The organism is Amycolatopsis sp. NPDC104587 (assembly GCF_055583645.1).
Genome location: NZ_JBVJNO010000017.1, coordinates 1 through 22,861, shown reverse-complemented (window position 1 = coordinate 22,861; position 22,861 = coordinate 1). Strand labels below are relative to the sequence as shown.

20 protein-coding genes are annotated in these 22,861 nt (G+C 71.3%); 9 read left to right on the top strand and 11 right to left on the bottom strand.

All coding sequences use genetic code 11. The features are described from left to right. Nucleotides 1-4 precede the first annotated feature (4 nt). From ACZ61C_RS40005 to ACZ61C_RS39985, 5 genes are all read right to left on the bottom strand, one after another. Nucleotides 5-2,311, bottom strand: coding sequence for an FdhF/YdeP family oxidoreductase (locus ACZ61C_RS40005; RefSeq protein WP_465313148.1), 2,307 nt, complete (start codon nt 2,309-2,311; stop codon nt 5-7). Nucleotides 2,312-2,446: 135 nt separating this feature from the next. Beyond that, nucleotides 2,447-3,754: an MFS transporter gene (locus ACZ61C_RS40000; RefSeq protein WP_465313147.1), complete on the bottom strand. Its 1,308-nt coding sequence runs from the start codon at nt 3,752-3,754 to the stop codon at nt 2,447-2,449. A gap of 70 nt (nt 3,755-3,824) precedes the next feature. Then, nucleotides 3,825-4,262, bottom strand: coding sequence for a MarR family winged helix-turn-helix transcriptional regulator (locus tag ACZ61C_RS39995; protein WP_465313146.1), 438 nt, complete (start codon nt 4,260-4,262; stop codon nt 3,825-3,827). 73 nt (nt 4,263-4,335) lie between these two features. Beyond that, a complete protein-coding gene (locus ACZ61C_RS39990; protein WP_465313145.1) occupies nt 4,336-5,337 on the bottom strand; it encodes a hypothetical protein in 1,002 nt (333 codons plus the stop codon). A 57-nt stretch (nt 5,338-5,394) separates the two neighbouring features. Continuing rightward, entirely contained in the window at nt 5,395-5,688 is a 294-nt protein-coding gene (locus ACZ61C_RS39985; protein ID WP_465313144.1) for a hypothetical protein, read from the bottom strand. 56 nt (nt 5,689-5,744) lie between these two features. Between ACZ61C_RS39985 and ACZ61C_RS39980 the strand changes: the two genes are divergently transcribed. Next, nucleotides 5,745-8,366 (top strand): valine--tRNA ligase, encoded by a 2,622-nt coding sequence (locus tag ACZ61C_RS39980; protein WP_465313143.1) that lies wholly within the window; start codon nt 5,745-5,747, stop codon nt 8,364-8,366. Nucleotides 8,367-8,652: 286 nt separating this feature from the next. Here the strand turns inward: ACZ61C_RS39980 and ACZ61C_RS39975 are convergent, their stop codons facing one another. After that, nucleotides 8,653-9,657 carry a hypothetical protein gene (locus tag ACZ61C_RS39975; RefSeq protein ID WP_465313142.1) on the bottom strand — a complete coding sequence of 335 codons (1,005 nt, stop codon included), beginning with the start codon at nt 9,655-9,657 and terminating at the stop codon, nt 8,653-8,655. Nucleotides 9,658-9,714: 57 nt separating this feature from the next. Next, complete coding sequence (locus ACZ61C_RS39970; RefSeq protein ID WP_465313141.1) at nt 9,715-10,602, bottom strand: LysR family transcriptional regulator; 888 nt, start codon at nt 10,600-10,602, stop codon at nt 9,715-9,717. Between the two features lie 85 nt (nt 10,603-10,687). Here ACZ61C_RS39970 and ACZ61C_RS39965 point away from each other — a divergent pair, with 85 nt between their 5' ends. Further along, complete coding sequence (locus ACZ61C_RS39965; protein WP_465313140.1) at nt 10,688-11,446, top strand: alpha/beta fold hydrolase; 759 nt, start codon at nt 10,688-10,690, stop codon at nt 11,444-11,446. A 10-nt stretch (nt 11,447-11,456) separates the two neighbouring features. Next, nucleotides 11,457-12,233, top strand: coding sequence for an alpha/beta fold hydrolase (locus ACZ61C_RS39960; protein WP_465313139.1), 777 nt, complete (start codon nt 11,457-11,459; stop codon nt 12,231-12,233). Here ACZ61C_RS39960 and ACZ61C_RS39955 read toward each other — a convergent pair. Both ACZ61C_RS39955 and ACZ61C_RS39950 read right to left on the bottom strand, forming a co-directional pair. Continuing rightward, nucleotides 12,217-13,092 (bottom strand): SGNH/GDSL hydrolase family protein, encoded by an 876-nt coding sequence (locus ACZ61C_RS39955; protein WP_465313138.1) that lies wholly within the window; start codon nt 13,090-13,092, stop codon nt 12,217-12,219. The genes ACZ61C_RS39960 and ACZ61C_RS39955 overlap by 17 nt on opposite strands. A gap of 71 nt (nt 13,093-13,163) precedes the next feature. After that, complete coding sequence (locus tag ACZ61C_RS39950; RefSeq protein WP_465313137.1) at nt 13,164-13,799, bottom strand: class I SAM-dependent methyltransferase; 636 nt, start codon at nt 13,797-13,799, stop codon at nt 13,164-13,166. Nucleotides 13,800-13,872: 73 nt separating this feature from the next. Here ACZ61C_RS39950 and folC point away from each other — a divergent pair, with 73 nt between their 5' ends. Together folC and ACZ61C_RS39940 are read left to right on the top strand one after the other, a co-directional pair. Further along, nucleotides 13,873-15,528, top strand: coding sequence for a bifunctional tetrahydrofolate synthase/dihydrofolate synthase (folC, locus tag ACZ61C_RS39945; protein WP_465313136.1), 1,656 nt, complete (start codon nt 13,873-13,875; stop codon nt 15,526-15,528). Then, the gene (locus ACZ61C_RS39940; protein WP_465313135.1) at nt 15,525-15,917 is read left to right on the top strand and encodes a DUF4233 domain-containing protein; all 393 of its coding nucleotides are present in this window, start codon (nt 15,525-15,527) and stop codon (nt 15,915-15,917) included. The genes folC and ACZ61C_RS39940 overlap by 4 nt, the downstream gene beginning before the upstream one ends. Here the strand turns inward: ACZ61C_RS39940 and ACZ61C_RS39935 are convergent. Next, nucleotides 15,914-16,807 (bottom strand): SDR family oxidoreductase, encoded by an 894-nt coding sequence (locus tag ACZ61C_RS39935; protein ID WP_465313134.1) that lies wholly within the window; start codon nt 16,805-16,807, stop codon nt 15,914-15,916. The genes ACZ61C_RS39940 and ACZ61C_RS39935 overlap by 4 nt on opposite strands. Before the next feature lie 88 nt (nt 16,808-16,895). On the opposite strand from ACZ61C_RS39935, the gene ACZ61C_RS39930 reads away from it, so the two are divergent. After that, the gene (locus tag ACZ61C_RS39930) at nt 16,896-17,462 is read left to right on the top strand and encodes a TetR family transcriptional regulator (protein ID WP_465313133.1); all 567 of its coding nucleotides are present in this window, start codon (nt 16,896-16,898) and stop codon (nt 17,460-17,462) included. A gap of 22 nt (nt 17,463-17,484) precedes the next feature. On the opposite strand, the gene ACZ61C_RS39925 is transcribed toward ACZ61C_RS39930, so the two are convergent. Further along, nucleotides 17,485-19,839, bottom strand: coding sequence for a penicillin acylase family protein (locus ACZ61C_RS39925; protein ID WP_465313132.1), 2,355 nt, complete (start codon nt 19,837-19,839; stop codon nt 17,485-17,487). Nucleotides 19,840-19,963: 124 nt separating this feature from the next. On the opposite strand from ACZ61C_RS39925, the gene ACZ61C_RS39920 reads away from it, so the two are divergent. Genes ACZ61C_RS39920 through ACZ61C_RS39910 form a run of 3 tightly spaced genes read left to right on the top strand, consistent with a single transcriptional unit; the run spans nt 19,964 to nt 22,759 of the window. Then, complete coding sequence (locus ACZ61C_RS39920; protein WP_465313131.1) at nt 19,964-21,511, top strand: alkaline phosphatase D family protein; 1,548 nt, start codon at nt 19,964-19,966, stop codon at nt 21,509-21,511. A 59-nt stretch (nt 21,512-21,570) separates the two neighbouring features. After that, on the top strand, nt 21,571-21,981 hold the full coding sequence (gene ndk / locus ACZ61C_RS39915; protein ID WP_465313130.1) for a nucleoside-diphosphate kinase: 411 nt from the start codon (nt 21,571-21,573) through the stop codon (nt 21,979-21,981). Nucleotides 21,982-22,033: 52 nt separating this feature from the next. After that, a complete protein-coding gene (locus ACZ61C_RS39910; RefSeq protein WP_465313129.1) occupies nt 22,034-22,759 on the top strand; it encodes a maleylpyruvate isomerase family mycothiol-dependent enzyme in 726 nt (241 codons plus the stop codon). Nucleotides 22,760-22,861: the final 102 nt, after the last annotated feature.

Sequence of the window (22,861 nt, the reverse complement as noted above, 5' to 3'; positions counted from 1 at the left end):
GCCGTCAGGACCGGGGCTCGAGGCGCACCACGATGGCCTTCGACACCGGGGTGTTCGACTTCTCCGCCACCGAGTCCAGCGGCACCAGCGCGTTGGCCTCCGGGAAGTACGCCGCCGCGCAGCCGCGGGCCGTCGGGTAGGACACCACTCGGAACTCCGGTGCGCGGCGGTCGCCGTCGCGCCACTCCGAGACCAGGTCGACCAGCGCGCCGTCGGTCAGGCCGAGGGAAGCCAGGTCGTCCGGGTTGACCAGGACCACGCGGCGGGCGTTCTCGATGCCGCGGTAGCGGTCCGAAAGCCCGTAGATCGTGGTGTTGTACTGGTCGTGGCTGCGCATCGTCTGCAGCAGCAGCCGGCCCTCGGGCACGCTCGGGTACTGCAGCTCGGACACCGTGAAGTTGCCCTTGCCGTTGGCCGTGCCGGTGAACTCGCGGGAGTCGCGCGGCGCGTGCGGCAGCACGAACCCGTCCGGCTCGCGGACGCGCCGGTTGTAGTCTTCGCAGCCCGGCACGACCCGCGAGATGCGGTCGCGGACCAGGTCGTAGTCGGTCTCGAACGTCCGCCACGGCACGGCGTGCCCGGCGCCGAAGAGCTTTTCCGCGAGCCGGCAGACGATCGCGACCTCCGAGAGCAGGTGCTCGCTCGCCGGCTTGAGACGGCCGCGGGAGGTGTGCACCTGCGACATCGAGTCCTCGACCGTGACGAACTGCTCGCCGCTGGCCTGGACGTCGCGCTCGGTGCGGCCGAGCGTCGGCAGGACCAGCGCGGTGCGGCCGTGCACGACGTGCGAGCGGTTCAGCTTCGTCGAGACGTGCACGGTGAGCGAGCACGACTCGAGCGCCTTTTCCGTCGCCTCCGTGTCCGGGGTCGCCGACGCGAAGTTGCCGCCGACGGCGAAGAACACCTTGCCGCGGCCGTCGCGCATCGCGCGGATCGAGTCGACCGTGTCGAGGCCGTGCTCGCGCGGGACGTCGATGCCGAACTCGCCGGCGAGGGCGTCCATGAACGACTGCGGCATCTTCTCCCAGATGCCCATCGTCCGGTCGCCCTGGACGTTCGAGTGCCCGCGCACCGGGCACAGCCCCGCGCCCGGCTTGCCGATCATCCCGCGCATCAGCGCCAGGTTCGCGATCTCCGAGATGGTCGGGACGGCGTGTTTGTGCTGCGTCAGGCCCATCGCCCAGCAGTAGATCGTGCGCTCGGAGGTGGCGATCATCCGCGCCACCTTCTCGATCTGCTCCCGCGGCAGCCCGGTCGCGCGCTCGACCTCCGGCCAGTCGATCTCCCGCAGGTGCTTCGCGTAGTCGTCGAAGCCCTCGGTGACCCGCTCGACGAAGTCGCGGTCGACGATCGAGCCGGGCGCCTCCTGGTCCCAGGCCAGCAGCAGGTGCCCGACCGCCTGGAACAGCGCGAGGTCGCCGCCGAGGCGGATCTGGGCGAACTCGTCGGCCAGCGGGGTGCCCTTGCCGACCACCCCGCGGACGTTCTGCGGGTTCTTGAACCGCATCAACCCGGCTTCGGGCAACGGGTTCACGGCGATGACCCGGGCGCCGTGGCCCTTCGCGACCTCGAGCGCCGAGAGCATCCGCGGGTGGTTGGTGCCCGGGTTCTGCCCGACGACGACGATCAGGTCGGCCTGGTGGATGTCGGCCAGGCTCACCGAGCCCTTGCCGATGCCGGTGGTCGCCGCCAGCGCCGCGCCGGAGGACTCGTGGCACATGTTGGAGCAGTCCGGCAGGTTGTTCGTGCCGAACGAGCGCACCATGAGCTGGTAGAGGAACGCGGCTTCGTTGCTGGTGCGGCCCGAGGTGTAGAAGAACGCCTCGTTCGGGTCGGTCAGGGCCTTCAGCTCAGCCGCGACCAGCTCGAACGCGTCGTCCCAGGAGATCGGCTCGTAGTGCGACGCGCCTTCGCGCAGCACGAACGGCTCGGTGATCCGGCCCTGCTGGCCCAGCCAGTAGTCGGTCTTCCCGCGCAGCTCCTCGACCGGGTGCGCGGCGAAGAACTCCGGGCCCACCCGCCGTTTCGTGGCTTCTTCGGCGACGGCCTTCGCGCCGTTTTCGCAGAACTCGGCCAGCTTGCGCTTCTCGCCGTCGACCTCGCGGGGCTCGGGCCACGCGCACCCGGGGCAGTCGAAGCCTTCACGCTGGTTCAGCAGCCGCAGCGCCTTGACGGTCCGGCCGGTGCCCATCTGCTCGACGCTGCGCGCGAGGGACACGGCCACGCCGGGGATCCCGGCCGCCCAGCCCTTCGGCTTGCCCACCTCGAGGCGGGCTTCGTCCACGTCCTGCGCCGGCGCTTCACGGGTCATGCCTCCATCGTGCGCCTCGAGGACCGTGCGCGCGAACCTGGGGTGCGTCACCCCACCAACCCGCCACTTTCCCTAGGAAAGATGCGTCACCTCACGCCAACCAAACGCCACTTTCTCAGAGAAAGATGCGTCACCTCACGCGGAATTCACTGCGGCGCGCAGGCCGCGGTCGGCGACCGTGACGGCCAGCAGCAGCACGCTGATGACGACCAGTGCGATCGCCAGCCGGTGCAGGCCGGCCGAATCGGCGTGCGGGCCGTAACACAGCGCGATGAGCGTCGAGGCCACGATCGCGCCGAGGTACTGGGCCGTGCGGAACAGGCCGCTGGCCGTGCCCATCTGCTCGGCGGGCGCCTCGCGGTAGAGCGTCGTCTGGTTCGCGACGCTGGTGAGGCCCTGGGCCAGCCCGAACAACGCGGCCAGGGCGAGCAGCGCGCCGACCCAGGTGCCGTCATGGACGAGCAGCAGCAGCGCCGACCCGCCGAGCAGGGCCACCGCGACGGTGACCAGCCGGGCCTTGATCCCGGACGCGCGCCCGGAAAACGCCGCCGCGCACACCGCCGTGCCGGACATCGGCAGCAGCATCAGCCCGGCAGCCTCCTCCGACAGCTGCCGCGTGGTCTCCAGCCACTGGACGTAGCCGAACATGATCGCGTAGATGGCCATGAAGCTCAGCGCCTGGCGCAGGTAGGTGCGCAGGATCGCGCGGTTGGCCGCGAGCATCCGGAGGTCGAGGAACGGGTCCGCGCGCCGCAGCTCGACCAGCGCGAACGCGATCCCGAGCGCGGCGACGACGGCGAGCAGCCAGGCCTCGGCGCCGGGGTTCATCAGGAAGAACAGCAGCGCCAGCAGCGTCGCGGAGAAGAGCGTGATGCCCAGGACGTCGATCGGCTTCGCCGTGCGCGCGCCGCGGTCGTCCTTCGGCACCCACAACAGCGCCAGCACCAGCGAGAGCCCGGCGAGCGGGATGTTCACCGCGAAGATCGCGGGCCAGCCGAAGAGGCCGATCAGCACCCCGCCGAGCGTCGGGCCGATCACCATCACCGTCTGCGCGGACATCGACAGCACCGACAGCACCCGCGCTGGCACGCCCTGGCCGCCGGCTTCGGCGTGGTGGCGCAGCACGGCCATCGCGGCCGGGAACCCGGCACACGTGCCGAGCCCCAGGACGACCCGCACCCCGGTCAGCCAGCCGACGGAGAGCGGGATCATGCCGGCGATCCCGGCGATGATCACCAGCGTCGCCCCGCCGAGCAGGACGCGCCGCGCGCCGTAGCGGTCCACCAGCAGGCCGACCACCGGCTGCCCGACCGCGGTGGCCAGGTACAGCGCCGAGATCAGCCACGCGGTCTGGCCGGGGCCGGCGCCGAAGCTCTGCCCGATCGGCACGAGCGCGACGGCGATCAGCGTGGAGTTGATCGGGTTGAGCACCGCGCCGGCCACCAGCGGGGTGACCAGGCGGGCGCCGAACTTGGCGGGTGCGGTGACGGTGCTCGTCAGGACTCCTTCGGTTTCAGTGTTGGGCAGCGCGCTGCAGCAGTGGCAGCGCGCGCGTGACGACCTCGAGCTCGGCGGGGGTCAGCTCGTCCAGCAGCGCCTGGGCGAGCCACTCGTCGCGGTGCTGGAGGACGCCGCGCACGGTGTCCGTGCCGGCCTCGGACAGGCCGATGACCACGCGGCGCCGGTCGGCCGGGTCGGCGTTGCGGGCGAGGTACCCCAGCTCGTCGAGGACTCCGAGGGTGGCGGCCATCGACTGCTGCCGGACGTGCTCGGCCGCGGCCAGCTCACCCTGGGTGGCCGGGCCTTCGCGGTAGAGGCGGTTGAGGACGGCCGACTGCGACGGGGTCAGGATCCCCGCGTTGTCGACCTGGCGCAGCCGCCGGTGCAGCTGCGCGACCACGCCGCGGAGCCAGCCGGCGGTCTCGGCCACGTGCGCAGGTACTTCGCCCATGCACACAGGTTAACTGTACAGCTCAGACTGTGCATCTGGATGTGACGCACCCCCGTCCGGGAGTGCGCTCGGGTCAGTGGCAGTCGTCGAAGGTCGGCACCGGGTACTTCGGGTCGTAGTAGCCGGGCGCGTCGTGGCCGCCGGTCGACGGGCCGGTCCGCGGGTTCGCGTAGTCCGGCGCCAGGAAGCCCTCGTTGGCGGCGGCGCACCCGACCGACCACGTCGCGCTCTGGCCGCCGTCCAGCCACAGTCCGTGGCTCGACTTCGCGACGCTCGAACCGGTGGCGACCACGTACGTCTCGTCCACGCGCAGGAAGCTGACGATCTCGTTCGGGCTGGTCAGCCCCTCGGGGTGGACGTTGTCGAAGGCGTAGGCGACGACGTACTTCGCGTCGACGGCCAGTTCGCCGGGCTTCTCGCCGGCGTGCGCGGTGAGCGTGCCGAACGTGCGGGGGCCCGCGTCGAGCAGGTGGTAGCCGTCGGCGATCTCGGTCAGGTAGGCGTTGAAGCCGGCCTGGTCCTTCGACGGCTTCGCCGCGAGCCGGGGTGTCATCTGCCCGCGCTGGTCCGGGGCGAGGAGCGCGAGGAACGCCTTCGGGTCGTGCGAAAACAGCACGGCCGGGTCGAGATGGGCCGCGGTGATGGCCTGCCGGGCCCGCGCGTAGGCGTCCGCGACCGCTTCGGCCTTGAACGAGCCGATCGCGGCCGCGGCGGGCGAGGTGATGCCGCCGAGGCCCTTGGTCCAGTCCTGGGCGGGAGTGTTCGCGTACGGGTGGGCCAGGTCGACGTGGGCGAACTGCGCCACCTGGGTCGGGTTGGGCGTCTCCGGGATCGCCTCACGCGCCGGAGGACGGCCTGCCAGCACGATGCCCGCGACGGTCAGGCCGAGGATCGCCACGAAGACGGCGAGGATCCACCAGCGGGTGCGCGGCTTCCGGGAGCCGCGTCTGCGCTGCTGCTTCCGGAGCTGCTTGCGGTCCTTCTTGGCGCCCAGCCAGGCGTCGGTCTGCGCGTGCTTGCGCCACTCCGGGTCCATCAGGTCCGGGTGCGAGTCGAGCAGGTTGTCGTCGTCCACGTGCTTCCCCCAGGGTCGATGCCTGATCATCGACGGCGGGGGACGAGCGTTACGGGTTCAGCCGAAGAAGACGAACTCGTTGACGCCGATCCCCTGGATCTGGTGCACGATGATCGCCGCGGCGACCAGGCCGGCCACCAGGAGCAGGGCGAGCACACCGGGCCAGCGGCTCTGCCCTGGCTGCTGGAAGCCGCCCGCGCGGCGCTCCCGCTTGCGGCGCTTCTTCAGCTCCTTCTTCGCGCCCAGCCAGGCGTCCCGCTCGGCGTAGCGCTGCCAGTCCGGGTTCGCCAGGTCCGGGTGCGTCTCCAGGCGCCGGTCGTCCGGATCCTGCGGCTGTTGGGGCTCTGCCATCCCGAGTGCCTTCCCCCTGGGTGACCCGCCGTGACGGGTTCGTAGACTTGTCCATTGTGACCGAGAACGCTCCGCAGCAGACCACCGACCTTCCGGGTGCCTGGGACCCGGCCGCCGAGGAAGCACCGATGTACGACCGCTGGGTAGCGGCCGGGTACTTCACGGCCGACGCCTCGTCGGGGAAGCCGCCGTTCTCGATCGTACTGCCGCCGCCGAACGTGACCGGTTCGCTGCACATGGGCCACGCGCTCAACCACACCCTGATGGACGCGATGAGCCGTCGCCGTCGCATGCAGGGTTACGAGGTGCTGTGGCTGCCGGGCATGGACCACGCGGGCATCGCGACGCAGAACGTCGTCGAGCGCCAGCTGGCCGGCGAGGGCCTTTCGCGCCACGACCTGGGCCGCGAGAAGTTCGTCGAGCGCGTCTGGGAGTGGAAGGCCGAGTACGGCGGCAAGATCCTCGGCCAGATGAAGCGCCTCGGCGACGGCGTCGACTGGTCGCGCGAGCGGTTCACCATGGACGAGAACCTCTCGAAGGCCGTCCAGACGGTGTTCAAGAACTTCTTCGACGAGGGCCTGATCTACCGCGCCGAGCGGATCATCAACTGGTGCCCGCGTTGCCAGACGGCGCTCTCGGACATCGAGGTCGACCACAACGACGACGACGGCGAGCTCGTGTCGATCCGCTACGGCGACGGCGACAACGCGATCGTGGTCGCGACGACCCGCGCCGAGACGATGCTGGGCGACACCGCGGTCGCCGTCCACCCGGACGACGAGCGGTACGCGCACCTGGTCGGCACCGAGGTCGAGCTGCCGCTGACCGGGCGGCGCATCCCGATCGTGGCCGACAAGCACGTCGACCCCGAGTTCGGCACCGGCGCGGTCAAGGTGACCCCGGCGCACGACCCGAACGACTTCGAGATCGGCCGCCGCCACGACCTGCCGATGCTGACGATCATGAACGAGCGCGCCGAGATCACCGCGCCGGGGCCGTTCGAGGGCCTCGACCGGTTCGAGGCGCGCCCGGCGGTCGTCGCCGCGCTGCGGGAGGCCGGCCGGATCGTGGCCGAGAAGCGCCCGTACGTGCACGCGGTCGGCCACTGTTCTCGGTGCGACACGGTCGTCGAGCCGCGGCTGTCGCTGCAGTGGTGGGTCAAGGTCGAGGAGCTGGCCAAGCTGGCCGGCGACGCGGTCCGCGACGGCCGGACGAAGATCCACCCGGCGGAGCTGGGCAAGCGGTACTTCGACTGGGTCGACAACATGCACGACTGGACGATCTCGCGCCAGCTGTGGTGGGGCCACCGGATCCCGGTGTACTACGGCCCGGACGGCGAAGTGGTGTGCGTCGGCCCGGACGAGCAGCCGCCGACGGGTGAGGGCTGGACGCAGGACCCGGACGTGCTCGACACGTGGTTCTCCTCGGGCCTGTGGCCGATGTCGACGCTGGGATGGCCGTCCGACTCGGAGGACCTGGCCAAGTTCTATCCGACGAGCGTCCTGTCGACCGGTTACGACATCCTGTTCTTCTGGGTCGTCCGGATGATGATGTTCGGCGTGCACCAGATGGACGGCAAGCAGCCGTTCGACCACGTCTACCTGCACGGGCTGATCCGCGACGCGCAGGGCAAGAAGATGTCGAAGTCGCGCGGCAACGTGATCGACCCGCTGGAGTGGATGGACGCGTACGGCGCCGACGCCACCCGGTTCACCCTGGCCCGCGGCGCCAACCCGGGCGCGGACATGGCCCTGGCCGACGAGTGGGCGGCCGGTTCCCGCAACTTCTGCACGAAGCTGTGGAACGCCACGAAGTTCGCGATGATGAACGGCGCTTCGGTCGCTTCGCCGTTGCCTGACGCTGCTTCTCTCACGGAGTCCGACCGCTGGATCCTCGGCCGCCTCGGCGCGCTGGTGTCCGAAGTGGACGGCCTGTTCGAGGACTTCCAGTTCGCCAAGGTGGCGGGCGCGCTCTACCAGTTCACCTGGAACGAGCTGTGCGACTGGTACCTGGAGCTGGCGAAGGTCCAGCTGTACCAAGGCGATGACGCTCGGGTCGCGGCGACGCGGTCGGTGCTGGGCCACGTGCTGGACACGGTGCTGAGGCTGCTGCACCCGTTCATCCCGTTCATCACGGAGAAGCTCTGGACGGCGTTGACCGGCGGTGCGTCGCTGGTGGTCGCGGCCTGGCCCGCTCCCTTCGAGGGCTATGCGGACTCGTCCGCGGACGCGCGGATCGCGGACGTCCAGAAGCTGGTGACGGAGATCCGCCGCTTCCGGGCGGACCAGGGGCTGAAGCCGGGCCAGAAGGTGGCGGCCCGCCTGGCGGGCTACTCGGGCGGCCACGAGGAGGCGGTCCGGTCGCTGGTCCGGTTGACGGCGCCGTCGGAGGAGTTCGCGGCGAGCGCGTCCCTCGAGGTCGCACTGGCGGCCGGCGTGGTGACGGTGGAGCTGGACCTGTCGGGCACGGTCGACGTGGCGGCAGAGCGCAAGCGCCTGCAGAAGGACCTGGCGGCGGCGGAGAAGGAGCTGTCCCAGACGGAGGCGAAGCTGGGCAACGAGGCGTTCATCGCCAAGGCCCCGGCCCCGGTGATCGACAAGATCAAGCTGCGCAAGGAAACGGCGGTGTCCGACATCGACCGCATCACGGCGAGGCTGGCGGCTCTGCCGGCTTCGTGAAGTTGGTGGCGAACGAAGCCCGGCGCTCCTTCGGGGGTGTCGGGCTTCGTTTGTGAACCTCACACCGGGCGTGCGGTGTGCAGGGCAGTTATTACCGCCGATCGGCGCGTTGACAACTCGGCCCGCATCGGAGCAGAGTCGGTCGGTGGTCGAAGACCGGGTTCCTGGCGCACCTGGGCCGCACATGAAGCAGTACGAGTGCAGGCTGCCAGGCTGCAAGGAGCGGAAGAGCTCCTTCGGCAAGCCGGACTGCCCCAAGCACAAGCTGCCGATGAGACTGTCTTCGTCATCCCTGGGGCGCTGAATCAGGTTCCGTCGAGAAGATCACCCTCAGAGTCGTGCAGTACCCGCGCACGCTGGCGATCGCCGCGGAGTAGCTGGTCACGGCCAGGACCAGGAACGCCGCCGTCGTCACCGCGGTACCGGTCACCGGGTTGCCGCCGGACCCCAGCAGGGTCAGGCTCAGACCTGCCAAGGCCAAGTAAACGAAGATCAGCGTGCAATACATGTCGAGCCGGGTGCGGAACTGGTCGTGGTGCAGCCGCAGCCGGGCCGGGATCGTGTCTCCCCGCCGCAGCACGAGGTCTTGAGGGTCTTGGCCATCGCCGGTGATCTCGTCCTCGGTGGCGCGGAGGATGTTGCCCAGTTTGGTGGGCAGCATCAGATGCGGAGGTGGGTAGTCGTGTTGCGCCTGGTCGATCCTCGACAGGCGTCCGGCCACGTCCGGCGGAAGCCATTCCTGCCACAGGGACTCGGCGGCGAGTTGTTCGCGCCGGGGTGTGAGTGGCCTTGAGTAGGCCTCATCCTCGGCCGCGTCGATCACTGATCGCCTGACGCCGTGCTTGAGCAGCTGGGGGCGGGCGATCTGGAACGCCCGTTGGGTCTGCTTGTCCAGCTTTGTGGCGATCTTGGCTCGTTTTCCGGCCTTGCGACGCACCATGAGCCGGTAGACACCCAGCCAGACCAGTGGCCCCTTCCAGTAGCCCTCGAAAAACCGGATCGCCGAGAACGAGAAGGCCTGACTGACCAGCGCCGCCAAAACGAGGGCGAACAGCAGCACGACGAGAATGCCCAGTGGCTTGTAGGTCAAGTCGACGATTGCCTTCCCCAGGTTGAAGTCTCCCCGGCTTCGAAGCTGGAGCAGCACCGCGCCACAGCCGACCAGCATGGCGGCCGGCATCCAGGCGCTCAGGCTCAGCTGGTCGAGCACCTTGCCGATGAACTGGGACAAGCCCTCTGGCGGCTTCTGCTCTTTTTCGGCAGGCTTGCTGCTCGGCTCGGCGTCGGCCACCTGGACATGATGGCCCATCCGCGACCCGGGGTCAGGGCAACGCGCCGCGAAGGCTCCTCAGCCAGCCTCAGTCGCTCGCGCCGCTTCGATCAACGCCACCAGCTCCGGAGTCAACCGCCGGTCCGAAGGTGTCGCCAGGTACGTCGGCATCACCGGTGACGGGTCGCGCAGTGGCCGGAACGCCACTCCCGGCACCGGCAGCAAGTTGGCGTGCGCACGGTAGAACACCGTCCAGTGTGGACGGCCGAAACCCAGCGTTCCCAACGTGTCCTGAGCCGTCGTGAAGTCGGGACCCAGCACCGGCTCGAACCCCGCCGAACGGCAACAGGAAACCACCAGGTCGTACAACGGCTGGTTCCGCGAAGGTGGGCTCAACCGCGCCGGCAGGGAAGCCAAGGACGCGAAGGAAACCTCGGCAGAAGCAGTCAGCGGATGCGAAGCGGGCAACGCCACCATCACTTCGTCCGTCCACAAGGGAGTGAAGTCGAGCCCGGAACCAGGCCAGGAACCCCGCACGATCGTCGCGTCCAAAGAACCGTCGCGGACTCGCTGAAGGCGTTGCGCAGTCGGCGCGTGGAGCAGCTCCAAAGAAGCCGAAGGCGCGAGCGCGGCGAAAGCGCTCAACACCACGTCCAGGCGGTCACCCAGACCCTCGCTCGTGCCCAACCGGACCAGCGACGAGACAGCGCGGAACTCCGCCACCGAATCCGAGGCCCGGTCGGCCGCCGCCAGGACCGCCCGCGCGTGTGGCAAGAACCGCTGCCCCGCCTCGGTGAGCGCCACCGAACGCGTCGAACGCGCGAACAACGACACCCCCAGCTCCCGCTCCAGCCGCCGGATCTGCTGGCTCACCGCGGGCTGGACGATGTGCAGCCGCTCCGCCGCGCGGCCGAAGTGCAGCTCCTCCGCGACCGCGAGGAAGTAGCGCAGCTGCCGTAGTTCCACCGAAGCCCCATTCATCAGCGTTCGTGATGAGTGTAGGAGCCGGTTGCCCCTCGAACCGCGCGCGCCCGGACGTGAAGCTCGAGCCATGCCTTACTTGGACGTCAACCACACCCGGCTCTACTGCGAGGACGCCGGCGAAGGCCCGGCTCTGCTGTTCGTGCACGGCTGGGGGACCAGCGGCCGCGTCTGGCAGTCGTGCCTGCCGGACCTCGTGCGGGACCACCGCGTCGTCACCCTCGACTGGCGTGGCTGCGGCCGGTCGGACCGGCCCGCGGACGGCAACACCATCGCCGGAGTCGCCGGCGACCTCGCGGCCGTCATCGAGACGCTGAAGATCAAGCCCGTTGTTGCCGGGTCGAGCATCGGCGGTGTCTTCGCCACCGAACTCGCACTGGCCCGGCCCGATCTGGTCGAAGCGGTCGTCGCCGTCGACAGCCCGGGGTACTGGCCGAGCGCCGGCATGCGGGAAAAGGTCTTCGACCTGCGCAAACGGCTGGTCGACGACCGTGTCGGCACCTTCGAGGACTGGGTGCCCAACTGGGTCGCGGGAAACCGGCCGGGGCTCGTCGCCTGGACCGTTCGTCAGCTGCTCGACTCGGGCACCTACATCGACGAGCTGTTCACCGAGTGCACCACCTACGACCCGCGCCCCCGTCTCAAGGACCTCGAGGTCCCCATCACCTACCTGCACGGCGAGCTCGACGCCGAGATCCCCCTTGAGGTCCCGCGCGCCTGTGCCGCGGCAACGCCCGGCGCCCGGGTGCACGTCATCGCCGGCTGCGGGCACCTTTCGCAGCAGGAGGACCCGCGCGCGTTCACCGCCGCCCTCCGCGAGATCGTCTGAGGGGGCGACCATGCCGAACGTCGAAGCCGGGAACACCGTCGTCCACTACGACCGGACCGGAGCCGGTCCGGCGCTGCTCCTGCTGCACGGCACCGCCGCCTCCCGCGAGCAGTGGGGCCCGTTGACCGCGAAAGCACCGGGCTACACCGTGCTGGCCCCGGACTTCCCCGGCTCCGGGCTGACCACCGACGACGGCGGCCCGATCCGGGTCGAAGACCTCGCTGCCCAGGCCGAAGCCGTGCTGGACCACGCGCGAATCGACAGCGCGCACGTCGTCGGGCACTCGCTCGGCGCGGTGGTGGCGGCGCAGCTGGCCGGCACGCGGCCCGGCCGGGTGCGGTCGGCGGTGCTGCACGCGGCGTGGCCGGTCACCGACGTCCGGCAGGACGCCGAGTTCCGCTACTGGCTCGACCTGCTCGTGACCGGCACCTTCGCCCGCATGCTCCCGCTGATGGCCTTCGGCCCGCGCTACTGGGACCAGGCCACCGCCGAGAGCAACGAACAGCTGGTCAAGACGCTCGAATCGGTCATCGAACCCGGCGCCGGCCGGCAGGTCGAGGCCGACCGGGCCGTCGACCTGCGGCCGGTCCTCGGCGCCATCACCGCGCCGGTGCTGGTGCTCGGGAGCGCGCACGACCGGGTGGTCACGGCGGAGCAGCAGCGTGCGCTGCTCGCCGCGATCCCGGACGCGCGCGCCGCCTGGATCGACGCGGGGCACGGCGCCCCGGCCGAGCTGCCGGACGAGTTCGCCCGGCTGGTGCTGGACTTCGTCAGCGCACGGACTTGAGCACCACCGCGGCCACGCCCGCCATCCCCGCCTTCAGGGGGTGGTAGGCGGCCGCGACGAACACGTTCTGGTCCTTGCCGTTGATCCACGCCGACCCGCCGCGCGCGCAGGCGTCGTGCCCGCGGGACGGGCCGAACGTGTCGACGAACGTCGTGTCGCCGTCCGCGTCGGCCGCGTCCGAAAGGGCCTGGTTCAGCTCACGCTCGACCTGGTTCAGCCACGCGTAGTCGCCGTCCGCGAACGGCAGGACGTCCGGGCAGTAACCGCTCTCCGGCGCGATGCGCGGGTAGCCGACGACCAGCACCCGCGCGCCCGGCGAGCGCTCGTGGACCGCCGTCAGCACCGCCTCGACCCGGGCGCCGGTCTGGGTGATCGCCTTCTGGATCGTGTCGACGCCGTTGGTCGTGAAGTGCTCTTCGCACGGGTTGCCGGTCGGGTCGCTCGCGCGCAGCCCCGGGCACGTCGACACGATGCTGCCGAACACGCCGAAGTCGTTGCCGCCGATCCCGAGGGTGACCAGGTCGGTGTCGACGCGCAGCGCGCCCAGCTGCGGCGGGTTGGTGCCGTTGAACGGGACCGCCTGGGGCCGCGTCATGTTCGTCGTGTCGGCGCCGCCGCAGCTGACGTCGTCGAAGTCGCCGACGTTCAGTGTGTCCGCCAGCACGGACGGGTAGTTCGCCGTCGAGCGGCCGCAGCCGAGCGGGTCGGTCCGCTGGACCGGGATGAACGGGCCCGACGTGTAGGAGTCACCCAGGGCGACGTAGTGGTGGATCCGCGGGGCCGCCGACGCGGCGGTCGCGGTGGTGGTGAGGAGCATGGCTGCCGAGACGACCGCGAGGAGCAGCCGGGTGTTGCGCATGAAGACCCCGTTCTGGTTCCGGAAACACTCCTTCCAGATCTAGCGAGCGCGGAGCGCTTCGGGGCCGGACTTCACCCGCCTGTCGGGTCACCGTCTTCACGTTCACGGTAAGTGACCAAGGTGCGCCAGAACAGCAACGGCCGGACCGTGCTCCCGGGCAGCAGCCGGGCCGACTCGCGCCGCAGCTCGGCCAGCGTCGGGTAGTCGTCGACGACCGGGGCGCGCGGGCCGTCCTCCGCGCCGCCGTTCAGCCGCTCGCCGGCGTAGACGACCAGCCGGGCCAGCGCGTCGAACGGGACCGCCGCGGCCGCCCGCGCCCAGTCCACCGGTGTGCTCGGCCGCGCCAGGGCGAGCACGACGAGCACCCCGCCCGGCACCAGCGCGCGGCGCAGCTTGGTGAGCGTCCCGGGCGGCATGTGGTGCAGGGACGCCAGGCACGAAACGAAGTCGTAGTGCTGCTCGGGCAGCGTGTCGGTGGTGATGTCGGCCTGCCGGTACACGATCTCGCCCGGCCCGGGCGACCCCAGGCCCGACGCCGCTTCGACCATCGCCGCCGAGACGTCGACCGCCTCCACCGCCATGCCGGTCGCGGCCAGCCGGCGCGCGAACCGGCCGGTGCCGCACCCGACGTCCAGCGCGATCCCCGGCCCGGGCGGCAGCTGGTCCAGCAGCAGCGGGTGGTAGTGGTCGTTGTGGTTGAACGGCATGGGTCGAGAGTGCCACCTGTCACGCACGTAGACTCGCAAGCAAGTGCCAAAACCCCAGGCCGGAGGAGATTCAGTGCCGCAGGATGAGACAGGTCGCAGGCCGGACCTGTCGGATCTGGACAGCTTCGCGGGCGTCGACGAGCTGGGTGCCGAGGGGTACGAGGACTCGGACGACCACGACCCGGAGCTGGACGCGCGGGACACCGCGTTCGACGTGGGCGGCGGCTCGCGCGGCGGGATCGGCGGCGTCGGCCAGCTCGGCGACAACCTCGCGACCGGCCCGGTGCCCGACCTGAGCGTGCCCGAGGACACCGAGCTGCACGAGCTCGACGACCAGGGCGAGCCCGCGGTGTACGGCAGCCCGGACGGGCCCGAGGCGCGCCAGGAGCTGATGGCCGTCGAGGCCGAGCTGAACCAGCGCTGGCCGGAGACGAAGATCGAGCCGTCGCTGACCCGCATTTCGGCGCTGACGCAGCTGCTGGGCGAGCCCAACCGCGGCTACCCGGTGCTGCACGTCGCCGGCACGAACGGCAAGGGCTCCACCGCCCGGATGATCGACGCGCTGCTGACCCGGATGGGCCTGCGCGTCGGCCGCTACACGAGCCCGCACCTGCAGCTGGTCACCGAGCGGATCGCGCTCGACGGCCGGCCGATCTCCGCCGCCCGGTACGCGGAGCTGTGGCACGACATCGCGCCGTACGTGGCGATGGTGGACGGCGCGGCCGCGGACGGCGTCGCGATGAGCAAGTTCGAGATCCTCACCGGCATGGCCTTCGCCGCCTTCGCCGACGCGCCGGTGGAGGCCGCGGTGATCGAGGCCGGCCTGGGCGGCGCCTGGGACGCCACGAACGTCGCGGACGCCGACGTCGCGGTCATCACCCCGATCGGCATCGACCACGTCGAGTACCTCGGTCCGGACATCCTCGGCGCGGCGCGCGAAAAGGCGGGCATCATCAAGCCCGGCTCGGTCGCGGTCATCGCCGAGCAGGACCCCGAGGTGCAGAAGGTGCTGCTCGAACGCGCCGTCGAGGTCGACGCCGCGGTCGCCCGCGCGGGCAGCGAGTTCGGCGTGCTGGAGCGCGAGGTCGCCGTCGGCGGGCAGCTGCTGAGGCTGCAGGGCCTCGGCGGGGTGTACGACGAGATCTTCCTGCCGCTGCACGGCGCCCACCAGGCCGCGAACGCCGCCCTCGCGCTCGCCGCCGTCGAGGCGTTCTTCGGCGCGGGCAAGGACAAGCAGCTGGTCCTCGAGGCCGTCCGCGAGGCGTTCGCGGAGGTCGAGACGCCGGGACGGCTCGAGCGGGTCCGCTCGGCGCCCGCGGTCATGATCGACGCCGCGCACAACCCGCACGGCGCCCGCGCGCTCGCCACGACCGTGGCCGAGGAGTTCGCCTTCCGCCGCCTGGTCGCGGTGGTCGGCGTGATGGCCGAAAAGGACGCCCACGGCATCCTCGACGCGCTGGAGCCGGTGGTGTCCGACATCGTCGTGACGCGCAACTCCTCGCCGCGCGCGATGCCGCTGGAGGAGCTGAACCAGCTGGCGATCTCGGTGTTCGGCGAAGACCGCGTCGTCGCCGAGACGGACCTGGAGACGGCGATCGAAACGGCGATCGCGCTGGTGGAGACCAGCGACGACCCCGAGGAGCCGCTCGCCGGTGGCGGGGTGCTCGTCACCGGCTCGGTGGTCACCGTGGGCGAAGCGCGCACGCTGTTCGGGAAGGAGCCGGCATGACGGAAGCGACTCCCAAGCCGAAGGACCCGATGAAGGGCTTCCGCGGCGTGATGTCGGGAACGCTGATCATGGAGGCGATCACGGTCGCCCTCGCGCTGCCGGTGGTCAACAAGCTCGGCGGCGGGATCGGCACCGGCACCGGGTGGACGGTCATCGCGGTGGCCGTTCTGCTCATCGTGACCTGCGGGTTCGTGAAGCGGCCGTGGGCGGTGCCGCTGCTGCTCGCGCTGCAGGTGGTGCTGATCGCGCTGGTGTTCTGGCTGCCCGCGATCGCCGTGCTGGGCGTGATCTTCCTGGCGGTCTGGCTGTGGCTGCTGTGGCTGCGCAAGGACGTCGCCCGCCGGATGGCGGCCGGCACCCTGGCGAGCCAGCAGCAACCCCAGGCCTAGAGGTAGTCGCCGGTCGCGACGTCGTCGAGCAGGCCCGGCCGGGTCGGCGCCCAGCCGAGCAGCTCGCGGGTGAACCCGCTGCTGACCGGCGCGTCGAAGGCGTAGGCCAGCGCGAAGAACGGGCTGGCGAAGTGCGTCGAGGCCGCCTTAGGGGTGAGTGAGACCGCGGGCAGGCCCAGGCCGTCGGCGATCGTCTCCGCGATGTCCTTGAAGGGGACGTTCTCGGCCGCGCCGTGCAGCACGCTGCCCGCGGGCGCGCCCTCCAGCGCCAGCCGGAACAGGACGGCCGCGTCGAGCCGGTGCACGGCGGGCCACCGGTTGGCGCCGTCGCCGACGTAGGCGGACTTCCCGGTCTTGCGCGCGGTGTCGATGAGCATGGGGATGAAGCCGTGGTCCCCGGGACCGTGGACCGTCGGCGCGAGCCGCACGACGTTCGCGCGCACCCCCCGGGCGGCGAACTCCAGGCAGGCGCGCTCGCCGGCGATCCGGAAGGCGGCGAGCCCGGCCGTGTCCGGCTCGTCCTTCTCGGTGCTCTCGCGCCCGGCGGGCATGACCAGCGTGCCCGAGGTGCTGACGAACGGCTTGCCGGTGTTCTCCAGCACCGCGCCGAGGGTCTCGATCGCCGTCCGGTCGCGTCGTTCCATGTCGTCCGGATCGGCGAAGTCGCCGCCGAAGGCCATGTGCAGGACACCTTCGGCGGCCTCGGCGCCGCGACGCAGGCTGTCGAGGTCTTCCAGGGAACCGGGGTGCGGGGTGGCGCCCAGCGCGGTCAGCCGGTCGGCGGCCGCGGCCGAGCGGGCCAGGCCGGTGACGCTGTGGCCGGCCTCGATCAGTTCGGTGACGACGGCCGGGCCGGTGAGGCCCGAACCGCCGGTGACGAAGACGTGCATGGACGTGCTCCCGAGGTAGTGACAGTTACTGACACTACGAACCGTACCTCGTAGTGTCAGTAACTGTCACTACGGGTACGCTGGCGGGGTGCCACGCAGCGGAGAAGAAGCGCGCCGCCGCCTTCAACAGGCGGCGCTGGAGCTGTACGCCGAACGCGGGTTCGACCAGACCACCACGGCCGAGATCGCGGCCAGGGCCGGCGTCACCGAGCGCACGTTCTTCCGGCACTTCCCGGACAAGCGCGAAGTGCTCTTCGACGGCGAAGCGACCCTGCGCGCGGACCTGACCCGGTCGGTGGCCGACGCGCGCGACGGGCTCCCGCCGCTGGAGGTCCTGCTGCGGGCCTTCCGGAAGGCCGCGCGGATCATCGAGGGCAACCGGCCGTTCGCCGAGCCGCGGCTCGCGGTCATCGCGGCGACCCCGGCGCTGCGCGAACGCGATCTGGCCAAGGCCGCGGCGATGACCGACGCCCTGGCGGAGGCGCTGCGCGAGCGCGGCGTCGCCGACCGGCTCGCCGCGCTGGCCGCCCAGACCGGCTGGGCGACCTTCCACCACGCCGTCGTGGCGTGGCTCGAAGACTCCGGGCGCGGCCTGGCGGAGCACCTGACCGAAGCCTTCGACGACCTGCGCGTCCTGGCGGCGGAGGCGGGCTGAGCGCCCGCCCCCGCCGGGCACCTCAGCGCAGGACGACGATCCGCAGCGCGGGGGAGCGCAGGATGTCGGGTTCGCAGAAGCGTTCCTTCACCCACTCACCCCGGCTGTAGAGCTTCGTCTGGTCGCTGAAGTACGGCGACCTCGGGTTCGCCGACTGCGAATACGTCAACAGCGTCGAGGAGTCCGGGCACGCGCGCCCGTGGAAGCCGACCACCTGGATGTAGCTGGAACCGTGCGCCACTTCGACGTTCCCGCGCGCCGGGTCCCACTGCGTCGTCATTACGTTCAGCACCCCGAGGAAACCCTGCGCGCCGTGGATCGGGATGCGCTCGCCGTTGCGCGTGACGGCCTGGCCGTCACGCAGCCGCACGTCCGGGGCGAGCCCGGCCGTGCGCAGCTCCACCAGCGCGTCCCCGAACGCCTGCCGGACCCCGGCGTCCGCGGTGTTGAGCGTGTTCGGCGTGGTGAGCGGCGCCTTCGGGTCGAACGGCACGGTGAAGCGCGGCAGGTCGGCGAGCCGGGCGGCGAACCGCTGGAACAGCAGCGAACCCCGGCTGTCGAGCGAGTACCGGTGGTCCCACTTCGCGAGCGCGTCACACGCGGGCCCGACGGGCACCGGGCCGCTCGCCGAAGGCGCCTGGCCATCCGGGAACGACGCGCAGAGCTTCGCCAGGTCCCCCGCGGCCAGGTCGGCGACCAGGCTGTGGTCGGCGAAGAGCAGCTGTTTCATCGAGTCCGTGGTGAACCCGCCCCGCTCGGCGGTGAGCAGCGCTTCCCGCGTGCGCGGCGAGCGTTCGGTGCCGATGTCCCCGACGATGTGCGGGTACCCGGTGATCGGCGCGCGGGCGTTCGCGAGCCACGCACTGTCGTTCGCGTTCAGCTCGTAGTCGCGGCGGGTCTGCTGCGGCAGCCGCGAGGGCGCGAAGATCCCCGGTTCGACCGCGCCGGGGTCGGCACCCCAGCCGCACGCCGTCTTCGAGCCGTCCAAGATGGACAGTCCGAACGCCGCGAAAGTCTGCTGTCCCAGTGGTGTGTTGCACCGGCTCGCCAGCTCGTCGGTGACGTGCGGGACGACCTGGATGTCCGCGTACAGCGCGTTTCCCGCGCGGTCGGTGGCGACGGTGTTGACCCACGGCACGCCCTGCGTGCGGCTCAGCGCCCGGACGACGTCGGCCGTGCTGCGCGACTGGTCGAGCTCGAACCACGTGTTCAGCCCGCGCAGGTTGGTGGCGTTGGCGTCACGAACCGCGTACGCCGACTTGGCCGACCACGGCAGGGGAACACCCTGGAAGTCGCCGATGACCGAGCCGTAGCGCGTCGACCAGAACCGCTGGCTCGCCGGCTTGACCGAGCCGTCGGCCTGGTGGACCTGCACGGTGACGTCCTGGGAGGTCATCTTCTCCGGCTTGCCGTCGACGAGGTAGGTCGTCGGGTCGCCCGCCGTCAGCGGCACTTCGAAGAAGCCGAACGTGACCGGAGTGGACACCGTGTGCGTCCACGCCGCGTCGGCGGTGTGGCCGATCTGGACGAACGGCATGCCGAGCAGGCTCGCGCCGGCGACGTCGAACCGGCCCGGGACGGTCAGCTGGCTCTGCCAGAACCGGCGGCCGGCCTGCCACGGGTAGTGCGGGTTCCCGAGCAGCACACTGCCCTGGCCCGCCCGGGTCGAGTCCGCGCCGATCGCGATGCCGTTGCTGCCGAGGCCCCCGCTCCCGAGCGCCCGGCGCAGGCCCGCCCCGAGCTGCCCGGCGGTGCCCGGCGCCGGCGTCGGACCGGACGGCGGCGCCGTGAACAGGCTTTCGGTGACGACGCCCTGGCCGCCGGTGATCGCGATCGCGTAGTAGTGCCGGTAGAAGTCCAGCTCGGTGATCGGCCGGACCCAGGCGGCGCCGTGGCAGGCCGGGTCGGAGATCCCGGACCGGCCGGTGCGCGCCAGGTAGGCGTTGAACCCCTTGACGTACCCGGAAACCAGCTGCCGCACCTCGGGCCGCGGGCCCTGCGGCGCGGGCGCCGCGGCCAGCCGGTCGACCACACCCGAGTCGTTGATCCGCTGGAAGAACAGGTCACTGTGGAGGTTGCTCCCCGCGTCGGACAGCGACGGGTAACCGTCGCCTTCCGGGCCGAGGTACTTCGACCGCTGCGCGCTCACCGTCAGGTAGATGTTCGCGAGCTCGCAGACGTTGTCGGTCGCCGCCGCGAAGCCGTAGCCGTACCCGAGGCCGTCGAAGTCCTTCGCGATGATGTGCGGGACGCCGTGTTCGGTGTAGCGAAGGACGGCCTTCGCGCCGTCTTCGCCGGCTTCCGCGACGCCGGTGCCCAGCGTGGTGATGGTGAGCGCCGCCGTCAGAACCGCCAGGGTTCTCCTGATTGGTCTCATCTGACCCCCTTGTCGTGATCACCACGCTACCGACGGCGAGCCCCGCGGACATGGGGGAAAACCCCCCGGGATCCGTTCACCCGCGCGCCATCCGGCGTTGGCCGGGGCGGGATTGAATCCGCGCATGACCGAACCGACCCACCACTCCCGCCGCACGCTGTTCAAGGCCGGCCTGACCGGCGCCGCCGCCAGTCTCGTGCTGCCCTCGACGGCCTTCGCCGCGACACCGCTGGTCCGCCGTGACCGGCCGGTGCTCACCCACGGTGTCCAGTCCGGCGACGTCACGCCCGGGTCCGCGATCGTCTGGTCGCGCGCGGACCAGCCCGCGCGCCTGGTCGTCGAGGTCGCCCGCGACCCGTCGTTCCGGCACGCCCGCCGGATCACCGGCCCCGTCGTCGGCCCGGCCACCGGCGGCACCGGCCAGGTGCGCGTCGCCGGCCTGGCGCCCGGCACCGAGTTCCACTACCGCGTCACGGCGGAGTCCCTGGACGGGCGCGCCACCAGCCGGCCGCTGACCGGCCGCTTCGCCACCGCGCCGGTGGGCCGCCGCGACGCCCGGATCCTGTGGTCCGGCGACGTCGTGGGCCAGAACTGGGGGATCAACCCGGCGCTCGGCGGCATGACGATCTTCTCGGCGATGGCCGCTCGGTGCCCGGACCTGTTCCTGCACAGCGGCGACACGGTGTACTCCGACGGCCCGTTGACCGAGACCGTCGCGCTGCCCGGCGGCCGGACCTGGCGCAACGTCATGACGACGGAGAAGGCGAAGGTCGCCGAGACGCTCGACGAGTTCCGCGGCCAGCACGCCTACAACCGGCTCGACGACAACTTCAAGCGGTTCGTGTCCCAGGTGCCGGCTTACGTCCAGTGGGACGACCACGAGGTCCTCAACAACTGGTACCCGGGCAAGATCCTCGACAACCCGGCCTACACCGAAAAGCGCGTCGACGTGCTCGCGCCGCGGGCGTACCAGGCGTTCCACGAGTGGCACCCGATCGACTCGCGCCGCGCGGTCGACGGGCGGGTCTACCGTAGCTTCACCTACGGCTCCCGCGTCGAGATCTTCGTCCTGGACATGCGGACCTACCGCAACGCCAACACCGCCGACCAGACCAAGCCCGGCTACATCCTCGGCGACCGCCAGGCCCGCTGGCTGGCCGACGCGCTCGGCCGCAGCACGGCGACGTGGAAGATCGTCCAGGCGGACATGCCACTCGGCCTGGTCGTCCCGGACGGCACCGCGATCGAGGCGGTGGCGAACAACCTGCCGGGCGCACCCGGTGGCCGCGAGACGGAGCTGGCCTGGGTGCTGCGGGAGATCCAGCGCCGCCGCGTCCGCAACGTCGTCTGGCTGACCGCGGACGTCCACTACACGGCGGCGCACCACTATTCGCCGGACCGCGCGGCCTTCCAGGACTTCGACCCGTTCTGGGAGTTCGTGTCCGGACCGCTGAACGCGGGCGCGTTCGGGCCGAACGCACTCGACCCGACGTTCGGCCCGGAGGCGGTGTTCGTGCACGCCCCACCGGTCGCGAACACGGCCCCGATCGACGGCTTCCAGCACTTCGGCGAGCTGAACGTCGACGGCGCGAGCGGCGACCTGACCGTCGACCTGCGGGACGCCACCGGCGCGTCGCTGTGGTCGAAGAAGCTGCACCCGCAGGGCCGCTGAAGAGGTCGGCTACGCTCACGCGCACCGACACTCAACCCGTACCAAGGAGAAATTCCGTCGTGACTGAACGCACGCTGGTCCTGGTCAAGCCCGATGGCGTCGCGCGCGGCCTCGTCGGCGAGGTCATCTCGCGGATCGAGCGCAAGGGCCTCAAGCTCGTCGCCCTCGAGCTGCGCACCGTGCCCCAGGCCCTGGCCGAAGAGCACTACGCCGAGCACAAGGAGCGTTCGTTCTTCGGCGACCTGCTCGAGTTCATCACGTCGGGCCCGCTGGTCGCGCTCGCGGTCGAGGGCCCGCGCGCCATCCCGGCCTTCCGGCAGCTGGCCGGCGGCACCGACCCGGTCGAGAAGGCCACTCCGGGCACGATCCGCGGCGACTTCGCGCTGGAGACCCAGTTCAACCTGGTCCACGGCTCGGACTCGCCGGAGTCGGCCGAGCGCGAGCTGAAGCTCTGGTTCCCCGACCTGTGACCGGCGCCGGGGCCACGCCCGCGCGTGGCCCCGGTTCTCCCCAGGAGCACCCGTGACGACGATGCCGTTCCCGGCCCGCGACTACCTCCCCGTGCTGCGGGAGCTGATCGCCGGGTTCACCGAGGTGCTGCGCACCGCCGACCCGGCCGCGCCGGTCGTGGACTGCGGCGCGTGGACGCTGGCCGACCTCGGCACGCACCTCGGGAACGTCCACCGCTGGGCCACCTCGATCGTCACGACCGGGCAGGCGCAGCGGCAGAGCTTCGCCGACGGCCCGGGTGGCGATCCGGCGTCCTGGTACGCCGAAACCGCGCGAGAGCTCTTGGCCGCGCTGGAAGCCGCGGACCCCGGCGACCAGTGCTGGCACTTCGGCGGCGCCGAGAAGACCAAGGCGTTCTGGTACCGCCGTCAGGTCCACGAAACCGCTGTCCACCTCGCCGACGCGCGTGCGGCCGCGGGCGCGGGCTTCACGCTCGACCCGGCCGTGGCCGCCGACGGCGTCGACGAGGTCCTCGCCGTCATGCTTCCCCGCGTCACGCGCTGGCACCCTTCGCCGCGGCTGCCCGGGCCCGTCACGCTGCGTGCGACCGACACCGGCGACGTCTGGACCGTCCACCCCGGAGAGCCGCCCGCGCTGGGCCCGGCCGCCGGCGACGCCGCGAGCGTCGAAGCTCCCGCGCTGGACCTCCTGCTGCGGCTGTGGAAGCGCACCGGCCCGGCTCCGCATGCCGAGGGTGCCGCTGCGGCCGCGCTGCTCGAAGCGCCACTGACCCCCTGACGCTGTTCTAGATGTGATGTCCAGGGAGGTTGGTCAGCCGGGTGACCGGCGGCTTGCCGCCGGTTGAGCTGTGGGGTCGGTGTTGATTGTAGAAGTGCAGCC